This is a genomic window from Paraflavitalea pollutisoli (assembly GCF_029360705.1).
In the GTDB taxonomy this organism is placed as follows: Bacteria; Bacteroidota; Bacteroidia; order Chitinophagales; family Chitinophagaceae; genus Paraflavitalea; species Paraflavitalea pollutisoli.
The window spans coordinates 308348-328657 of the sequence record NZ_JARKMX010000001.1 but is presented as its reverse complement, the minus strand read 5'-3'; the positions used below and the strand labels follow the sequence as shown (position 1 = coordinate 328657).

Annotated in this window: 11 protein-coding genes; 9 read left to right on the top strand and 2 right to left on the bottom strand. The window is 50.6% G+C overall.

The features are described 5' to 3' along the window. Window positions 1-19: 19 nt before the first annotated feature. The gene (locus P2W70_RS01340; protein WP_276479618.1) at window positions 20-1288 is read right to left on the bottom strand and encodes a c-type cytochrome; all 1269 of its coding nucleotides are present in this window, start codon (window positions 1286-1288) and stop codon (window positions 20-22) included. A 1338-nt stretch (window positions 1289-2626) separates the two neighbouring features. Between P2W70_RS01340 and purN the strand changes: the two genes are divergently transcribed. From purN to P2W70_RS01295, 9 genes are all read left to right on the top strand, one after another. Next, window positions 2627-3592: a phosphoribosylglycinamide formyltransferase gene (gene purN / locus P2W70_RS01335; RefSeq protein WP_276479617.1), complete on the top strand. Its 966-nt coding sequence runs from the start codon at window positions 2627-2629 to the stop codon at window positions 3590-3592. A 64-nt stretch (window positions 3593-3656) separates the two neighbouring features. Next, window positions 3657-4430, top strand: a complete 774-nt coding sequence (locus P2W70_RS01330; protein WP_276479616.1) for a peptidase associated/transthyretin-like domain-containing protein — start codon at window positions 3657-3659, stop codon at window positions 4428-4430. 267 nt (window positions 4431-4697) lie between these two features. Beyond that, window positions 4698-5993, top strand: a complete 1296-nt coding sequence (locus P2W70_RS01325) for a serine hydrolase domain-containing protein (RefSeq protein WP_276479615.1) — start codon at window positions 4698-4700, stop codon at window positions 5991-5993. A 26-nt stretch (window positions 5994-6019) separates the two neighbouring features. Further along, a complete protein-coding gene (locus P2W70_RS01320; protein ID WP_276479614.1) occupies window positions 6020-7543 on the top strand; it encodes a serine hydrolase in 1524 nt (507 codons plus the stop codon). Window positions 7544-7617: 74 nt separating this feature from the next. Beyond that, complete coding sequence (locus P2W70_RS01315) at window positions 7618-8163, top strand: hypothetical protein (protein WP_276479613.1); 546 nt, start codon at window positions 7618-7620, stop codon at window positions 8161-8163. Window positions 8164-8867: 704 nt separating this feature from the next. Continuing rightward, window positions 8868-9056: a CsbD family protein gene (locus P2W70_RS01310; protein WP_276479612.1), complete on the top strand. Its 189-nt coding sequence runs from the start codon at window positions 8868-8870 to the stop codon at window positions 9054-9056. Window positions 9057-9220: 164 nt separating this feature from the next. Next, window positions 9221-10438, top strand: coding sequence for a dipeptidase (locus tag P2W70_RS01305; RefSeq protein ID WP_276479611.1), 1218 nt, complete (start codon window positions 9221-9223; stop codon window positions 10436-10438). Between the two features lie 14 nt (window positions 10439-10452). Further along, window positions 10453-12621 (top strand): penicillin acylase family protein, encoded by a 2169-nt coding sequence (locus P2W70_RS01300; protein WP_276479610.1) that lies wholly within the window; start codon window positions 10453-10455, stop codon window positions 12619-12621. A gap of 77 nt (window positions 12622-12698) precedes the next feature. Then, window positions 12699-14270, top strand: a complete 1572-nt coding sequence (locus P2W70_RS01295; RefSeq protein WP_276479609.1) for an N-acyl-D-amino-acid deacylase family protein — start codon at window positions 12699-12701, stop codon at window positions 14268-14270. Window positions 14271-14331: 61 nt separating this feature from the next. On the opposite strand, the gene P2W70_RS01290 is transcribed toward P2W70_RS01295, so the two are convergent. After that, window positions 14332-20274, bottom strand: coding sequence for an alpha-2-macroglobulin family protein (locus tag P2W70_RS01290; RefSeq protein ID WP_276479608.1), 5943 nt, complete (start codon window positions 20272-20274; stop codon window positions 14332-14334). Window positions 20275-20310: the final 36 nt, after the last annotated feature.

Genomic DNA, 20310 nt, shown 5'->3' with positions numbered 1-20310 from the left:
ATCCTGCAGGGGTCAAATTTTAGTAGTGACATTTCTGACACTCGAGGCCGCCGATATCCGCTACGGTTACACTGTCTCTTGTGCCGGCTTTGATCTCGTGGTGGTACTTCTCGTAAATGCTGTAGAATTTGTTTCCTTCGCCTTTATCGTTGTTGAAGTCAACCTTGGTCTCGCGGTGACAGTTTACGCACCAGCCCATGCTCAGCTCGCTCACTTGCTTCACTTCGTGCATAGCGGTGATCTCGCCGTGACAGGTTTGACATTGTACCTTTCCAGCTCTTACGTGTTGTGCGTGGCTGAAGAATACGTGGTCGGGCAGGCTATGGATCTTAACCCACTCTACAGGTTTCGTTTTGCCGGTGTAAGATTTAGCTTTCGGATCGTAGCCAGCTGCTGCATAGATCTTCTGGATCTCGGCAGTACCGTCTACTTCTGTACCGTCTTCTTTGTGGATGGGGGCACCTGTATACTCGTTGATGGTGAGGTGACAGTTCATACACACATTCACAGAAGGAATGGTAGCGTGTTTACCTTCCCAGGCGCTGCCGTGACAATACAGACAGTTGATCTGGTTGGTACCCGCGTGCACCTTGTGCGAGTAGAAGATAGGTTGCTCGGGCTGGTATTCGATCTGACGACCAAGGCCGATCGCACCTTTTACCACGAAGAAACCACCTACTACGAAGAGCAATAAAGTGATGAGGGTGATATACGTTTTGTTACGGTAGAAAGGAACAGGCTCACCGGAAGGGATGCCTTCTTTCTCGTCGGACAGTCTCTTCAGGTTGGCATTCACCTGCAGCATCACGAAAGCAACGACTGCGAGGATGAGCGTCAATACACCGTAGAGGATCGCGTTATCGCTTTCACCCATTTTGCCGTGAGGAGCAGAGGGATCAGCACCGGGAGTGCCAGTAGGAGCAGGCGATTTGTAATCGGCGATATACTTGAGGATCGCATCGATATCCGTGTCAGACAGGTTGGGGAATACGCTCATGGGCGTTTTGTTCCACTGCTGATAAAGTTTTGTAAAGTAGGGATCTCCGGAAGCGATTACAGCCTGGTTGTTCTTGATCCACGCGTGCAACAGCTTTTTGTCTTTAACACGGTCTTCAATTCCTTTGAGTGCGGGTCCGGTCAGATCTTTGTCCACCTTGTGACAAGAGGCACAATTTTCCTGAAACAGGGTTTTTCCATCCTGCGCTGACACCTTATTCCCGAACGACAATACAACAATCAATAATGCACTGAGAAGAGTTCTTTTGACAATTGGTCTATGGTCAATCATATCAGTTGAATATGATGAGATTATGTGGAAAAATTTCCTGAATTGGCTGCAAAAATAAGTCAGGATTTCAACAAAATATCAACATGTTTAAATTTTTTTTAACGCAGGCTGGGCGCGGGTTTCAGCCGATTTTTAGTAACGTTTTACAAACTGTCATGACAATTGTGTCATGTTTTTGTCACCCGTTTTTGGGAACGGACTGCTGCAATTTTTACTCGAATAGCGTGAAGTAATAAAACCATATAAGAGATTTAGGGTGATCGTCACTTTAAAATCCCCTGTAAACGTTGGAGGCCCAACCTTTTATTGTAGGCAGGCGGAAATTATTACGAACAGCGCGTGGAAACAGCTCTTTAAGTGTAGAAATGACGCTAATCAGACATCGGAACCACCGAAATGGGTAAAAACCTGAATTTACTGTGCACGATGACCTGAACCAGGCTTTGGAGGGCCACAACATACGGATGAATAGCTTTCCGACTCCGGTTCTAGTCCCTTTATACTACCTTTCGTACTGCGGTACAACTGGTATAACACTGGTATACTACTGGTATGGATCCTCTATATAGCAGTACCAGTTGGGTAGGAGTGCCCGGCCAGTTTCGTAGAAGTAGTGAGCCAGCCCCGGGCCAGTAACATCGGTTTGCCACCAGGCTGCCAGCGAATTTTCTTCTAATTGCCTGAAGTATGCCTGCGCGCTCAATGAAAAAGACCCGGCTTTTCCTAGTATCCAGGCAATCTGCAGACATACCGTAGGCAATCCGCAGACTATCAGCAATTAATTGATAGGCAATACATTACAATTAAATATATAAATTTATTAAATACAATTGAAAAATTAATAATCGCCCGAAATCCACCCGTTCAATAAATCCATGAGGAGACCTTTAGCGATCCGATGCGGGCATTTATCCCGCTTATCTTTTGGCGACTCAAGCCTGGTGTATAGTTTCCAAAACGGCCAATCCCTCGGTCAACCATCGCTCAAAGTTCGCTCTTCCATTGGTGAGGCCCCCGTTTTGAGCGATGGATCACCGATGAATGAACGATGGTTGGCCGGTCTTTGGGAGTTTCACCAAACCGGGTCGGGCGAATGGCAGCTGTTACTTTGCCCCCTGATTGCCGGCACATGGCCAGCACCTGTTCTACACCTCTTCTTCATATCCTCTACACATCCTCTGCCCGCTCAATGAGCCAAGAGCATGTTACGAAGGGGTGTAGAGCATGTGTAAAGCAACGCCCGACCATCCAGTTAGGGGATGCCGACCGGGAGCCGGCCTCCAATTTATCTGGCTGAAACTCTTTCATCTATGGTTAATTTACTGCACTTTTGCGTGCATGTTCGAGCGGCTCCAACAGAAATGGAAGGTCAGCGGATGGCGGTTACTGCTCATCCTCGTCACTTTTGCACTGGGTGGCAGCCTTTGCGGCTACCTGGGCAGGCAGCTATTGGGTCTACTACAGATCGATTCGGCCGTGATCCGCATTCCCCTGTACATCTTATTGGTTACTATCTTATGGCCCTTCTGTGTACTGCTGATCAGCCTGTTCACCGGCCAGTTCAAGTTCTTCCGGACCTACCTCAAAAAAATGGGTGCCCGCATGGCCGGTAAAAAACGGGCAGATCACCTGGTGCCCCAAGCGCCCCCCACCAACGTGAATAACGACACTTTGATACAACCAGCCACACAGCCAGTCAACCAGTCCGGTGCGCAGGGATCTGTTACCAGGATCGCCGTATTTGCTTCCGGCGCAGGTTCCAACGCGCAGAAGATCATCGATTATTTTCGCAACAGCACCACCATACAGATCGCCCTGATCGTTTGCAACAAACCAGGAGCGGGTGTACTGGGCATCGCCGAAAGAGAGCATATTCCCACCTTATTAATAGAAAAAGAAGCTTTCTTCCGCGGCAACGGCTATGTCGATGAGCTCAAGGCTGCCCACATCGACTTCGTCGTACTGGCGGGTTTTCTCTGGAAGATCCCCGCAACGCTGACCGCTGCTTACCCCAATAAAATGGTAAATATCCACCCGGCTCTCTTGCCCCGTTATGGTGGTAAGGGCATGTACGGCATGCATGTACACGAGGCCATCATTGCTGCCGGCGAACCCGAAAGCGGCATCACCATTCACTTTGTCGATAATGTGTACGACAATGGCGCGATCATTTTTCAGGCAACCTGTGCCATCGCACCGGGTGACACTCCTGCCGACCTGGCCCAAAAAGTGCACCAACTGGAACATGCCCATTACCCACGAATCATTGAACAGGTGATCGAACAACTGCAAAATCAACGTTAATTTGGGGACTGGCGGGAAACTTGTCGCAATCTTCCCGTAATATCACAACCTTAACTTTACCTGTTTGCAACGGACGGCACTGATCATATTATCTATTTTATTTCTTTCCATCGTCGGTAGCAACGTGGTGGCACAGGTCAGGATCTCAGGCCGGGTATATGACATGTCGCAGAAGTATCCGATGCAAGCCGTGAGCGTCATGAGCAATTCAGGAGCAGGTACCATGACCGACTCGCTGGGCCGCTACTCGCTGGTAGTACCGGAAACCGACTCCCTATGGTTCTCGTACCTGGGCAAGCCCACCCCCAAATATGCTGTCGCGAACATCCGCAACATGCAGGCCTTCGAGGTTTCCTTGCACGTGAATGTGACCGAACTGAAGCAGGTCATGGTGCGCCCACCCAATTACAAACTCGATTCTATACAGAACAGGCTCGACTACGCCAGGGCCTTCGACTTCCAGAAACCAGGCATCGGCATTTCCACCGGGCCAGTCACCAGTGGCAGTGCACCGGCCGGCGTGGGACTCGACATCAACGAGTTCATTAATATGTTCCGTTTCCGGCGCAACCGCAATATGCTGGCTTTCCAGGAGCGGTTACTGCGCGAAGAGCAGGACAAATTCATCGATCACCGCTTCAGCCGGGCGCTCGTGATCAAGCTCACCAAACTGAAAGGTCCCGACCTCGATACCTTCATGATACGCTACCGCCCGCCCATGTTCCTGGTACAGCAAGCCACGGAATATGAATTCCAGCTCTACATCAAAAAATCATACGAGAAGTTTCACAAACTGCAGCTCATCATGGGCGAGTTGAAAAAAGACGACGAGCCATAGCGGTTCATGCCACCGACAGCCCCTGATCACCTCGTCGGGGTGCAAATAGATGACCACATCGCCTTAACCTGGTTACCGATCATTTTATCGCTACCAACATTCTCCGTAGCGAGGTGCAGGGAATTTTGCGCTTCATATATAAATAACATTCTTACACTCCGCTGGCAGCTCCTGCTATTCGTGCGACAGCAGAACGACCGATCAATACCCCGTCTGGTTGCATGAACTTAAATTGGTATCTTGATTCCCTATTAATTTCCCCGGCATATGAAAAAACTCACCTGGCTACTGGCCTGCCTGGTATATACCGGCATCGCCCTGGCCCAACCCAACACCAAGGCAGTACTCATTACGCCTTCCGCTACACCAGCAGCTGCCGGCTTTTCGGCCGAGCGGCTCCAGCGCATCGATCACCTGTTGCAACAATACGTAGACAGTGGCCGCATGAACGGAGCCGTAGCGCTGATCATCCGCAACGGCAAGATCGCGTATTATAAAAGTCTGGGATATGACAAAAGCCCTTCGGACCCGCTGAAGAAAGACGCGATCTTCCGCATCGCTTCTCAAACGAAGGCGATTACGAGTGTCGCCGTCATGATGCTGTATGAGGAAGGAAAATTCATGCTCGACGATCCGATCAGCCAATATATACCGGAGTTCAGGAAACCAGGTGTGCTGGATAAATTCAACAAGGCCGACTCGACCTATACCACCGTTCCTGCCAAACGTGAAATAACCATCCGCGACCTGCTTACGCATACTTCTGGTATTGGTTATGCACAGATTGGTTCGCCCGAAGCGAATGCTATTTATGCCAAAGCCGGCATCGTTGGCGGTATTGGTGTAGGGAAAATCCGACTGGCAGATAAAATGAAGGCACTCGGCAAGCTGCCCCTCTTCCACCAGCCCGGTGAACGCTGGACCTATAGCCTCAGTGTAGATGTGCTGGGCTATCTCGTAGAGGTCGTATCGGGCATGCCACTCGATGAATACTTTCGCAAACGCATCTTCGACCCGCTGGGCATGAAAGATACCTGGTTCTACCTGCCAAAGGATAAATACAACCGGCTGGTGACACTGTACACCGAAGACACCGCGACACAAAAAGTAGTCCCCATGCCCGCACGCACGGGTATCAATGGAGAGTTTGCCAGTGACTATCCAGCCATGGAAGGCACTTATTTCTCTGGTGGGGGTGGACTTTCTTCTACCATCTACGACTATGCCGTCTTTCTCCAGATGCTGCTCAATGGTGGCGAATACAATGGCAAACGATTGCTGAGCCGCAATACGGTGCGCATGATGACGATGAACCAGATTGGCGACATCAACCGCGGACCGAATAAATTCGGACTCGGTTTTGGCATCACCACCGAAAAAGGAAGTGCAGTATTACCGACCCAGGAAGGTACTTTTGAATGGGGCGGCATGTTTGCCACCACCTACTGGGTCGATCCCAAAGAAAAACTGGTAGCCCTGATCTATCGCAATGTATACCCTACGCGCTGGGGCAACCTCGCCAACCTATACAAAGTACTTGTATACCAGGCGATCAATGATTAATAGCTTTGGACCTATAAAATGTGATTATGAAAAGTAGCTGCCTCTTGTTTTGCTTTGTTTGTCTGATCGCCGTGGTAAGAGCACAGGACCAGGTGCCCAGCTTTGTAAAAGATAGCCTGGATAGTTATATAGAAAAAGCCATGCGCGATTGGCAGATACCTGGTGTGGCGGTTTGTGTGGTAAAAGACGGCAAAGTAGTGGTGATGAAAGGGTATGGAGTGAAAAAGACCGGGAGTGCCGACAAGGTGGATACCAATACCCTGTTCATGATCGGCTCCAACACCAAGGCCTTTACCGGCACGGCACTGGCCATGTTGCAGGCCGACAAAAAACTATCGCTCGACGACCATGTGCAAAAATGGTTGCCCGACTTCAAACTCTATGATCTCTGGGTAGCCAAAGAAGCGAGTATTCGTGACCTGCTTTGCCATCGACTGGGCTTCGAAACCTTTCAGGGTGATTTCATGTACTTCGATTCTGACCTGACGTTGCAGGAGGTACGGGAAAAGTTTGGCAAAGTGAAGCCCGAGTACAGTTTCCGCAGTAAATGGGGTTATACCAATGCCGCCTTCCTCACGGCTGGCGAGATCGTTCCCAAGGCCACGGGCGGAAAAACCTGGGCGCAGTTCCTGGAGGAGCGCATCTTCAAACCCTTGCAGATGACCAATACACTCGCCCTATCGAAAGATATCGCCAAGGCCAATAACAAGGCTGCCGCTCACACGGTAGACAAGGACGTGCTGAAGGAAATTCCCTACGGAAATATCGATAATATGTATGCGGCCGGCAGCATCAGCTCATCCGTGAGCGATATGAGCCACTGGGTGCTGGCACAACTGGCTGCGGGCAAATACAACGATACACAGGTAATTCCTGTCGCTGCTATCGCACAAACGAGATTGCCGCACTCCATACTGGGCAATGGCGGCCATCTGTATAATAAAGCCCATTTCTCGCTCTATGGCCTGGGCTGGTTTATCGAGGAGTATGCCGGACGCAAGTTCGTGGGGCATACCGGCGGCGTCAATGGTTTCGTCACCAGCGTGGCCATGATTCCCGAAGAGCGGCTGGGCATTATTGTGCTCACCAATACCGATGCCAACAACTTTTACGAAGCGCTGCGCTACGAGATCCAGGATGCCTATCTGGGGTTACCTTATCGCAACTACAGCCAGGTATACCTGGCCAACAGCAAAGAGAATCACCAGGAAGAGGCCGCCTGGCTGAAAGCCAAACGCGACACCATCGATACCAAGCCCGCCACGTCGTTGCCGTTGGCCTCTTTTGCCGGGGAGTATACCCACAATGTATATGGTAAATTGAGCCTGGGGCTCGAAGGCGGCAAACTGATTGCCCGGTTTGAACACCACAAAGGACGCTATGCGACGCTGGAGCCATTGGGAGGAAGTCGATTCCTGGCCACCTTCAATGAATCATTGTACGGCGTGAAAGAATGGCCCTTTGCCATCGCAGGCGGAAAGGTAAAGTCCGTGACGGTCACCGTGGCCGACTTTGTCGAGTTCACCCCTTATGAGTTCTATAAAAAATAAATAATATACCAGTCAGACAGGGAGGCCCATTGATCGTGGGGCAAACAGGCTGATAAGCTGCAAAAATTACATATATGGATCAACTTATGTTAGGAATTGGTACCCGCCTCCAGCATACGCAATACGGACCAGGCGTAATTGTTGGCGTTCGTTTCGCCACCTACCTCATTTCGTTTATCAATCATGGCATCAAAGAGGTCGACAAGAACGATACCCACCTCGATGAGATCATTCCGGAAAACGTAACAGAAGAGATTGAAACCCATTCGGACGTTGAAAAGTCGCTGCTGAAGATACTGCGTCTTTGGGGTGGCATATCGGAAGTTGTGCCGTTGGGAGATCGCTGGCAAGGCGGCGTGATGCTGTTGCAACCGGCCGATAAGACCCAAAAGCCTAAAGACATTCCCATCGAAGCGTTTTTCCACAAGATCGTCATGCTGCGCGACCGGCTCCGTGTGCTGGAACAACAGATCAATGCGCACAAGCAACTAAGCGATGCAGACAAAGTAAACCTGCAGCAATACATCACGCGTATTTATGGATCGCTGACGACCTTCAATGTTTTGTTCAGGAATAAAGAACAATGGTTTGTTGGTGAGAAGGGAGCCAAAGAAGACTAATGACTGTTAACCTTATCAGCTTCTGCCTATTGCGGCTAATTGTTTATACTTAATAGTGTAAAGAGCACCATAAAACATTTTTCATTAATCATTTTGAGCTTGTATCTTTATGCTTTCATAGGATAAGGTTTAATGGTTAATGGTATTTGATTAGTGTGACCCCAACTTTCAAGTTGGGGTTAATTTTTTCCAGGACTGCCTCCAAACTGCCGGTATCTGCCCTACCACTCCATCTTTTTAGCACCAATCTCCACCTGCAACCCGCGCAATGCCGCACAAACGCTTCGATTTTATTTACTATATATTGATTGAACGGCCATTCAGTAAGCCTTTTTTTCGCCAGACCGATGATGGGCTTACCTGATTGCAATACTTTAATAACCGATTCGGCGTGCCGATACGCCGTGATGACTCCTGATGACAACAGCCAGGAAATTGCTGCACCCAGGATTACCGGTTACCTACCCAGTGACACCGCCTGACCTATAGCATCAACAACACCAACAATGTCACCATACCGCAACCTGCCGACAGGAAGAACCGCTACGGCCAACCTGGGCCCAGCCCGCGCTGCTGCTGATTTTGGAACAAATATCCCTGCTCAAATAGGGCCTTAGTAGAAAGAATTCCACACACCAATAGTCATGCCCGGAGGTGGCAGTTGGCACGCACTTTTTATAGGGATTAGTATAAAATATACGATCATGGACAAACTTGAATTAAAAGGAAAATGGAATATCCTGAAGGGTAAAGTGAAGCAAGCTTATGCCGACCTCACCGACGATGATCTGAAATATGAAGAAGGCAAAGACGACGAGCTGCTGGGCCGCTTGCAGGAAAAAACCGGTAAAACCAAGGATGACCTGGTTAAATGGTTGAAGGACCTGGGCTAACGATATTTACTCTATATATACCAGAAAAGGGGTCTTTGTGGATCCCTTTTCTATTTTGGATAATCGTGTGCGACAGCTGCCCGCAATCCACTTCGCCGGTCACCACATTTATTACAGGCCGATTGTAAAGTGTTGTTTAAATTGAGCACAGTTATCCACCGCACATGAAAAAACTACTGCTGCCCTGCTTATTCGTCTTAGCCTTTTCTATGGTTTATGGCCAACAGGCCAGGAAACTTCACTTCAGATCAATACTCGTAGATACGCACAACGACATTCTTACCACGGCCATCGACGACAAGCTATCGTTTGACCAGGACCTGAAAGGGAAAACACATTCTGACCTGGACCGGTTCAGGGAAGGTGGTGTCGATGTGCAGATCTTTTCCGTGTGGAGCGACGGCAGCTATGGCCCTGGCAAGGGCTTTAACCATGCCAACCGGCAGATCGATACCTTGTATGCCGTCATCGACCGCAACCCTGACAAGATCGCCCTGGTGACCAATCCATCCCAACTGAAGAAAGCAGTACGCCAGCACAAGCTGGCGGCCATGATCGGCGTAGAAGGAGGGCATATGATCGAAGACAGGATCGATTACCTCGACAGCCTCTACCGCCGTGGCGTACGGTATATGACCCTCACCTGGAACAACAGCACCAGTTGGGCTACCAGCGCCATGGATGAAACGCCCGGCTCACGCCGGCAGTTTGGTGCCGACTCTGCCGCCACCGATCTGTCACAACGTAAAAAGGGATTGACGGAGGCCGGTAAGCAGATCGTACGCCGCATGAATGAACTCGGCATGATGGTAGACCTGAGTCATGTAGGCGAACAAACCTTCTGGGATGCGATCCAAACCACTTCACGCCCGGTATTGGTGTCGCACAGTTGCGTGTACAATATCTGTCCTGTGTTTCGCAACCTGAAAGATGACCAGATCAAAGCGGTGGCCAAAAACGGCGGAGTCATTCACCTCAATTTCTTCTCCGGCTTCGTCGACAGTGGTTTTGCCGCCCGCAACCGGGTCTTCAATGCCCGGCACAAAGCAGAACGTGACTCACTCCGCAAAACGGTGACCGACCCTTATTTTACCGATAACTATCTCTTTCAAAAATATGCCGATGAGGTAAAAGACCTGCGCCCCCCCCTGTCCTTGCTGATCGACCACCTCGATTATATCGTGAAGCTGGTAGGCGCCGATTATGTGGGACTGGGCTCCGATTTCGATGGTATCAACTCATCGCCCCAGCAACTGGACGATGTTACCTGCTTTCCCCTGATCACGGAGGAACTGGTGAAGCGGGGATATAGCAAAAAGGATATCCGCAAGATCCTGGGCGAAAACCTCCTGCGGGTATTTAAAGCCAATTCGGCACACTAACAATTGTTGACACCATGAGACTATTATTGATACTCTTATGCCTGTGTGTACAGGTCACTGCTCAGTCGGTTGATCCAACAGCCATCAGCCGCTGGAAAGCACAGGCAAGCCGTGTTACGATCATACGCGACAACTGGGGCATTCCGCATGTGTACGGCAAGTCGGACGCCGATGCAGTATTTGGCTTGATGTATGCCCAATGCGAAGACGATTTCAAACGCGTTGAATACAATTACATCGATATCCTGGGCCGCACGGCAGAGATCACTGGCATCGACAATATATACAGCGATCTCTATACCCGCCTGGTGATCGACTCCGCAGGTGCTATCGCTGACTATGGTACAAGTCCGGCCTGGTTGAAAAAACTATTGAATGCGTGGGCAGATGGCATGAACTATTACCTGTACAAGAATCCGCAGGTGAAACCTGCTTTGCTGTCTCATTTTGAACCCTGGTACCCGCTCATGTGGACCGATGGCAGTATCTCGGCCATCAATACAGGAGGGATCACAGCTGGTGAGCTCCGTAACTTTTACACCAATGATCCTTCTGTAGCGGCTATTGAACCCCTGCATCATGAAGATATTCATACGGGATCCAATGGGTTTGCCATCGCCCCGCAACTATCAGCATCGGGCAAACCTTTATTGTACATCAATCCGCACGTAACCTTTTATTTCAGACCCGAGGTGCATATGGTGAGCGAAGAAGGGCTGAATGCCTATGGCGCCGTTACCTGGGGCCAGTTTTTCGTATATCAGGGCTTCAACGAGCACTGTGGCTGGATGCATACCTCGGGTTATGCGGATGTGGCCGACATCTATGCTGAGAAAGTAGAACAACAGGGCAGCAACTATTTCTATCAATACGATGGGAAACAATTGCCCTTAAAAAAGAGCACCTATACACTATCGTATAAAGATGGTAGCCGCATCAGTATTAAACAGGTAACGACCTATGCCACGCACCACGGCCCCGTAATGGCCAAGCGCAATGGGCAGTGGCTGACCGTAAAAGCTGTGAACCGCGATATGAACGGACTGATACAAGCCTGGCAACGCACCCGCAGTACCGACTTCGCCAGCTTTAAAAAGAATATGTCGCTATTGGCCAACGCCTCCAACAATACGGTCTATGCCGACGACAAAGGCAATATTGCTTACTGGCATGGCAACTTTGTGCCCAGGCGCGATACCAGCTTTGACTGGTCGAAGCCCGTAGACGGGACTATCAAAGCCACTGAATGGCAGGGGCTGCATCCATTGGATGAGACCATTCATTTATTCAACCCGGCCAGCGGCTGGATACAGAACTGCAACTCTACGCCGTACACCGCTTCTGGCAGCAGCAGTCCTAAGAAAACAGATTATCCTTTTTACATGGCCACGGAGCCAGATAATTTCCGCGGCATCAATGCCGTGAAAGTATTGCGCAGCCAGCGGGACTATACGATCGATAAATTGATCGCAGCAGGATATGATACCTACCTGGCAGCTTTTGAAGACCTGGTACCGGCGCTGGTAAAAGCGTATGCGAGCCTGCCGTCGACAGACTCCTTACGAACTTCACTGGCCGGGCCTGTGAACGAGCTGAGCAAATGGGATTTGCATTGCGGGGAACAGTCCATCGCCACCTCGCTCGCCGTAGAATGGGGGCAACGATTACAGGCGGCTATCAACCGTGCTGCAGGCGGTGATTTTGTGGCACGTACAGCGTCGTTTGCGCAAACAGCATCTGCCAAAGAGCTGCTGGAGCCATTGCAGGCAACCGTACAACACTTGCAACAACGCTTCGGAAGCTGGTCAACACCCTGGGGCTCCATCAATCGTTATCAACGGCTGACCGGCGGTCTGCAGGAAGTGTATGATGACAGCAAACCCAGCATCCCGGCGGGCTTTGTAGCTTCAACCTGGGGTTGCCTGCCCTCTTATGTTAGCCGCACCATGCCGGGCGGTATAAAGCGATACGGCTATAATGGCAATAGCTTTATCTGTGCGGTTGAGTTTGGCAAAACAGTAAAGGCCAAATCGCTGCTGGCCGGTGGCAATAGCAGCAACCCACAATCACCCCACTTCGGCGACCAGGCAGCCATGTACACCAAAGGACAATTCAAGGACGTGTTGTTCTACAAACCGGATGTGTTGAAGCATGCCGAAAGGACTTACCATCCGGGCGAATAGTTGGTGCCGTGGCATATAGAGACCTGTTACCCCTGATGAATGCCGTGCCCAAAAAACAACCATTCAAAACTGCGCTTATGTACAAATACCTTTTCCTATTACTGCTGTTACCGGTTACACTCCGGGCACAACCTGTTGCCGACATCATCATCCGCAATGGCAAGGTGATCGATGGCGCGGGCAACTCCTGGTTTTATGGCGATATCGCTATCAAAGACGGACGGATACTCGCCATCGGCAAACTTGGCCAATACAAAGCAGCTCGAGAGATCGATGCGCAAAAGAAGATCGTAGCACCAGGATTTATCGATGTACATGGGCATATTGAAAGTGGTCTCTTTGACCAGCCTACTGCCGACAATTATATTTATGATGGGGTGACCACGGTGGTAACCGGCAATTGCGGAGGCTCGGCAGTCAGTCTCAAACGTTTCTTTTACCGGGTCGATAGTTTGCAGCCTTCCATCAATGTAGCCTCACTGGTGGGGCATAATACGGTGCGTGAGCAGGTCATGAAACGCGACAACCGGCTGCCCACCCCAGCTGAACAGCGTAAGATGGACAGCCTGGTAGAACTAGCGATGCAAGAAGGCGCAGTGGGCCTGTCGACAGGGCTTATTTATATTCCCGGCGCTTTTGCCAATACCGTAGAGGTGGTCAGCCTGGCGAAAGCAGCGGGCCGGTACAATGGCATTTATGCATCGCATATCCGCAACGAAGAGAACAGCGCTGTAGAGGCCATCAACGAAGCGATACAGGTAGGAAAAGAGGCCAATGTGCCGGTACAGATCTCTCACTTCAAGATCGGTGGCAGAAGCAATTGGGGCAAAAGCCCGATCACACTTGGATTGGTGGAGCAGGCGCGGAAAGAGGGATGGGATGTAACAATCGATCAATATCCTTATACGGCGAGCAGTACCAATCTCGGCGTAAGGTTACCAGAATGGTCATTGGCCGGCGGGCAAGACTCGGTAAAGGCCAGACTCCACAACCCGGTCGTACGTGCACAGATCAAACGGGAAATGCTGGAGCAACTGGCGCGGTACAAATTCAAAAACTATAGCTATGCGGTTGTCGCCAATTATAGTGCCGACAGCAGTTACAATGGCAAAAGCATCACCGAGATCAACCAACTGATGGGACGTAAAAGCAAGGCCAGCTATGAGGCCGAAACCATCATGGACATGATCGAAAAAGGTGGTGCGCAGATGGTGTACCACAGCATGAACGAGGAAGATGTAAAGTTCATCATGAAATACCCCTTCTGCATGGCGGGGGCAGATGCCGGTGTACCGGTACCCGGCAAAGGCATGCCGCATCCCCGGGGATATGGCACCAATGCCCGCATATTGGGTCGCTATGTACGGGAAGCCAAAATAATGTCACTGGAAGAAGCTATCCGCCGCATGACCTCGCTGGCCGCCCAGAAGTTTCAACTGAAAGACCGGGGCCTGTTGAAAGAAGGGATGGCTGCGGATATTGTGGTATTTGACGAGGAGGCTGTGAATGACAAAGCCACCTTCGAGCAACCGCATCAATATTCGGTGGGCTTCACGTACATCCTGGTAAATGGCCAGGTAGTCGTAGAAGCGGGAAAGCATAATAAAAGCCGGCCCGGAAAGGCGTTGTACGGACCGGCCAGGTTGTGAGGGTACGGTTATCAGATTATCGGTCTTGCTGCACATACTGATCATTGCAGCGCCGCGGAAATTATTGGATCTGTATCTTCTTCATTCCCTCCCTGCCAAAGAACACGGGGAAGTACATCATTTCTGCCTTTGCCGGGTTGAGGTGATACACGCCCGAATACCGGGGTATCAGCGACACCGAGAAGGTGTACGTTCCTTTCTGGAGACGCTTGCAAAACAGGCTGACCTTGTTCTTGAAGTACTCCCGGTGTACCTCACTGTACAGGCCCGACTGCGGTTTGCCGGCGTACGAACACCCTGCCGGAATGGGGATCTCTACCATCACATAATCAGCATCTGCTTTCACCTGTACGGTAGCCTTCAGCTCTACTGCCTGTCCGCCTTTTAGGGAAGTGACGGGCTGTCCCCCGGCCTCGAAAAGCGTGGTCACTGCAAAATCGCCGGCCAGCTTTTCCGGAACAGGATTCCAGCTTTGCTGGTAGGCCGTGAAGTACACGGGCATGCCCTGTTGCTTCTTTACCTTCACGCTCTCTCCAGGTTGGAAGCTGGCGGTATAGGGGAATGTATTGATGGTGGCGGTCTGCTGCCCTGCTATAGTAAAAGTTGTCGCCTGCGAAGACTGCTCATTGCTCAGCAGGTCAGGTAATATAGCCTCGAGTATCAACGACGACTCGTAGGTATTGCGCCATTTACCGTCTCGACGCTTTTCCAGGAAATAGTACCGGATCTTTTTCAGAATGGCCTCCTGACCGCCCTGGGCTTTCAACAACCGGTACATCGCCAACGTGGCCTGCATTGAGTTGTCGACCAGGTGATAGCTGTCTTCACCCCAATACACATTACGCATCATCGTGAAACGCTGCTTGGCTATGAATGTATCGAGCACAATAGGCATACCAGCCCGCTGCTTCAGTGCCAGTATCTGCAATTGCTGGGTGAGGCTACCCGCCCGGAAATGTTTATTGACCGAATCGATGTAGCGTGCATAATCTACTTTGGCATCCAATCGTTGCAACAAGGCAATGCTGCTGATCCTATCGGCTTGTTCAAACCGGTTGAACTCCAGCACGAGGTAATCGATCATGGAGCGCTTATCCATCGTGATACGGAATCCCTGCTCTTCCGCTTTCAGCAATGCATCGGTGACATGCAGTGATACCCACCAGATAGGGTCATTGTTGCTCCACCAGCCCCAATACCTGCCCTGCCAGCGGTTCTGACCCAACTTGACCACGAGATCGCGGATCGTGCGTTCTTCTTTAAAATCTTTGTTGAGCCTGGCGTATACGGTCTTCTTCAACAAGAGGGCTTTGAGTTTGGAGGCCAGCTGTTCATTGCAACCGTATTCATAGTTGCGCAGGTTTTCTATTTCATCGAGCAGTACCGGCATTACTGCGGATTCGGCATGAATGGTCAGTTGGCCGAGTGAAGGATCGGCCTGCACGGTAAAAGAAGTATCCTGGTCGAGCACAGCAAATAACCCTTTCGTTTGCTGCACGCCGGGCTTGAATACTGGAATGCTGCGCTCTTCTCCATCAAAATAGCCGTCGGGTTGTTGTATGGTATATTTGAAACGAACAGAGTCCTGGGCAGCTATCGTCAGGGCGAAGCTATCGATATGGGCATTGCGAATGCCCAATGTTTCTTCCTTGCGTAGAAGGCCATTGACGCTAAAGCTCCGCTTAACGGATACACTGTTGATTCCGTAGTGCATGGTTTTGCCGATCAGGTGCATGGAATCACCGGCAATGGCAAACTGGGGAATAGCGATGGAAGCACTTAGTGCTTTGAATGCATTGACACTTCCTTCTTCCATACCCGTTCTTTTGTCACTCGCCATCGCGATCACAAAAGTGCGCCAGCTGGTCATATCGTCGGGGAAAGTGGTGGTGAAACTGGCTTTGCCTTGCTGGTCGGTGCGCAGGCGAGGTTGCCAAAAGGCATAGTCCCGGAAGTTGGTACGGAATTGATTGCCTGGCACAGGCGCTTCACCCTCCACAGTGACTGGCGCAGCAGTTTTTCCTTTTTTGGTAGATACCAGTATTACTCCATTGGCTGCATTATTGCCATAGATGGCCATGGCGGCTTCTGCATTGAGCACTTCGATATTCGTTATCCCAGCAGAGTCTGGCATATTTAAGGCACTGACCGGCACACCATCAATTATATACAGGGGGCCATTGCTATTGCTGAAAGTCGCGTAGCCACGCATCATGATTGGCTTGCTCAAACCCTGAACGTGCAGCCCTGCCACGCGGCCTTCCAATAATTGTGAGCTCATTTCTAAACTCCGGTCATCTCTCATATCATCTTCGTGGCGTAAACTTCTTTTGACCTTGGTACCATATCCCGTTACCACCACATCGCTCAAACTGAATTTGTTCGCCGTCAACTCGATCTCTACCATATTTCTGTCCGTGTAATTGGTATACACCACATCGTAACCGATATTCGAGGTAACCAACATACCGCTTTCAGGCACTCGCAACTGGAAGTTGCCGAGCCGGTCCGTTAGCGTACCCACGCCTGCACCTTTCACCACAACGCTGGCACCAGGCAAGGGCAGGCGCGTTTCACGATCTATCACCCGACCGAACAATACCTGCTTAAACCTGGCGGTGTCCACATATTTACTATTGAATACTGCTTTGATGAGCTCCGCATCCTCGGCATACGCGTTACCCCGGTAGCGATCACGGTTTCTGAATAAGTCGGATAGCCGGATACTTACGCTGTCTTGGGGCAGTAGTGTTATTTTGCCTGCATCGAAATAATTGATTCCATTCTTGTGTACCAGCACACTGTCTTTTACATAATAAGCGTCCTGCTTAAACAGGTATACGATCCTGTACTGACCCGGCTTTACATATCCTAGATTGGTAGCGCCACCCCTATAGATGCGAAGAAAATCAGGGTTATCATGTCTGAACAAGAGAATGTTTTTTACAAACAGCGGCTCGCCATCCATCTGCCGGGGTGGAGCGATCCTCAGCTGACCATTGCCGGCGCTATTCAGGTATTCGTTGGTAAACAACTCTTCGTTGGCGCTGCGGTGATCCAGAAAATGGCTCCATAAACTATCGATATCGGCAGCAGACCATACAAAATCCCTAAAATTCGGAGCGTGTACGCTACGGTTAAAACCATTCGGGAATACGAAGGAGCCAGGTGGCAGCTGTTTTTGCCTGATCTGCCCTTTCATGAACTTGTACAAATAATTTCCTTCCAGCTCAAAAGGCTGGGAATACCTGTCATACACCTTTAAGACGCCATCGGAAGGCGTCAGTGGGCCAACCAGTACTACTGGCTGGTGGTTGGGGCGAATGGTGGTTTGGTGCCAGTATCGATAGGCTGTGTGTAAGCCATACCCGTTGAAAGATGTACCATACTGATATGGAGTGAGCGCAAAGTTGAGCGGGAGAGTCCGCACGCCATCGTTTAAGGTAGCGAGCCGCTCTCCAAAATTGTTTTCTACCAGGATCATGTACCTGCTCCACAACAGTTTTTCATACTTCGATAGGGTTGAAGGCATTTTCTCCTGCATGATGGCGCTATTTTCTTTGCCGGCATTGATGGAGAGGATGGTCTTCTTTCCGGCTGCTGCCTCTACACCATAAATGGTGAGCTGGCTGTTGTGGATCCTGATACGCAGCGTATGTTTACCCGGCTTTACCGCAAAACTGTATTGCTGCAGATTTCCTGCCTGGTTAAAGAACATCGGCTCTTCATCGATGTACAACAACTGCACGGGCACCAGTTGGCCGTTCAATACCACGAATGGCGCAAGCTGGGTAGTGCGATGCGGGGCAGGTTCTGTATTGGTATAGATCGTGGCAGGATGCAGGAACTTATAGTATTCGATGGTATCCAGGTGCATCTCCCGGCTCCAGCGTTCCCAGTTCATCAGGATGGCAGCTGAGTCGCCCTGCTGTTGGCGAAGGACAAAGTTCTTGCCTCTTCGCGGCCCACTGTAGGCAGCACCCCAGGAAGGAATAGCAGGCAACGACGCGTTGGTGAATTTTCGGGTAAAAGCATAAGCCGTGAGATCTGCATCGGCGACGGGTTGCCCCTCGGCATCCGTCACCTCGAAAGAGATGGAGGCCTGCTGGCCGGGATAAACCTGGGCAGGTTGCTGTACCTGAATCTTCAGCTCACGCGGATTGTACGTGATAGTGTGAAAATCTGATCCGGCCTTATTGCCATCGATGTATTGTACGGACAAGGCGTAATCACGGACCGTACGGGATCTCTCTTTAAAATACAGCGTATCGCTTTGCCCCTGCTGTATAAGCTTGCGGCCGGCATACAGGGAATACCAGAAATGCACCTTGCGCGGATTGATCACTTCCACCATTACGGAGTCTTTGCTGCGGGAAGACCGGAATTGCAGCAGTCCGGCATTGGCACTCCTGCTATACGTTTTGGAAAGACTGTCGGTGGCCACCACGTAGTCGGCAACGAAAGGGTCCAGGCGGATATTGGCCGGCAGTTGGATCGATTGGCTATAAAGGGTATCGCTTTGTGCTGCGAGTGCATAGAGTTGTGCCCGGGCCGGAACGGACTTGCCAGCTTCCAATACGGACAGCTGCAGGGAATCTTTGCGCGGGGCAATACTGAGCTCGCGCCGCTGGTCTTTATACTCCTGAGAAAGTGACACTATCTTCTCTTCATTATTGCTGTTCAGGAAACGACATCGGATCGTATACCGAAAAGACACCCGGGGAAACAGGCTGTCGGGAAGAACGATCCTGGTTTCGCCAATAGCGTCGAGCCGTTGTTCGTGTCGCCAGATGGTGTCGGCGATAAATACTTGTGGCGCCTGAAACCCATTGACACTATATGGATCGGTGACCATCGTCAATTCTACCCTGCCGTCCATGACGGACAGATCATTTTCGTCGACAGCTTTACAATAGATCGAAACCGGTGTGCCACGGGTGTGCTCTTTCTTATCACTTCTTGCTGTGAAGGTTACTTGTGCCAGCTGGTAATCTTCGTATTTGAAATTACCCCGCATGAGTACTTTACGCTTCAGGGCGTATTCATTTTCGCGTAGCTTTCCACTATAACCTACCAGATCGTATTTACGACTGCTAGGCTCTTCGAGTGTCAGGAGATATTGTTTATCGAGGGTTAGATCGGGCGAGTCGGTTAATACAAAACTCGTCTCGTATCCCCCGGGTTGATAAGGGCTAATCGTTGTGAGTATCGTATCGGTATCCAGGTTGCGGTCTACCAGGCGCAACAGCAGCGGCCTGTTGACCGGCTTACCATTGGTTGTCGACACCCAGGCCTTCAGCCGGACCGTATCGCCGGGTTTATAAATGGGTTTGTTGAATACCATAAAGCCGCGGAAACTTTGCTCATGAGAAGTTTTGCCATTAAAAAAACTACGGCTCTGGTACCGGTCGTTTCCGCCAATAAGGCGCTCTACGCCCTGGGTGAACCTGCGAACCAAAGAAGGTTTATGCCAGGAATAGGATGGGTATTCATCGGTTACCCTGGACAGGTGCAGGATACCTTCATGGCTCACAGCGATCAGTGCCGGCCTCGATGTACGGGCATGAAATGCCTGCAGATTATCATCGAACGGCAGCTTTCTGCTCCCCGCCTTTACGGTTGCCTGGGTGATGGGCTTACCGGTACGGTCGTGCAAAACGATATGCAGGTCGCGCGCATTCCGTAGTAATTTGATCTGCAGGTCACCGATTGTTTTCAGTTCACCTCGCAGGTGATTGCCAACGGCTTTTACAAAAATATAGTTGCCCGGCGTCAAAGCCGGTGGTTGGTTGCGATCGGTAACAAAGGAATCGACCCGGGTGTGCAGGTATTGTTCTGTCAGTGCCCGCATATTTGACTTGAACAGGCGAATTGCCTCCTGGGGTGAGATGCGGTAAACATAGGTATAAACACCAGACTGCCGGCTATCCGACAATAGCTGTTGCGCAACAGTCTGCATGGTCCACAATAAGACGATCGATAAGAGTAGAGCCTGTCTTCTCATGCAAGCAGGGGGTTTGGAAGAAGATGCACCCAGGCG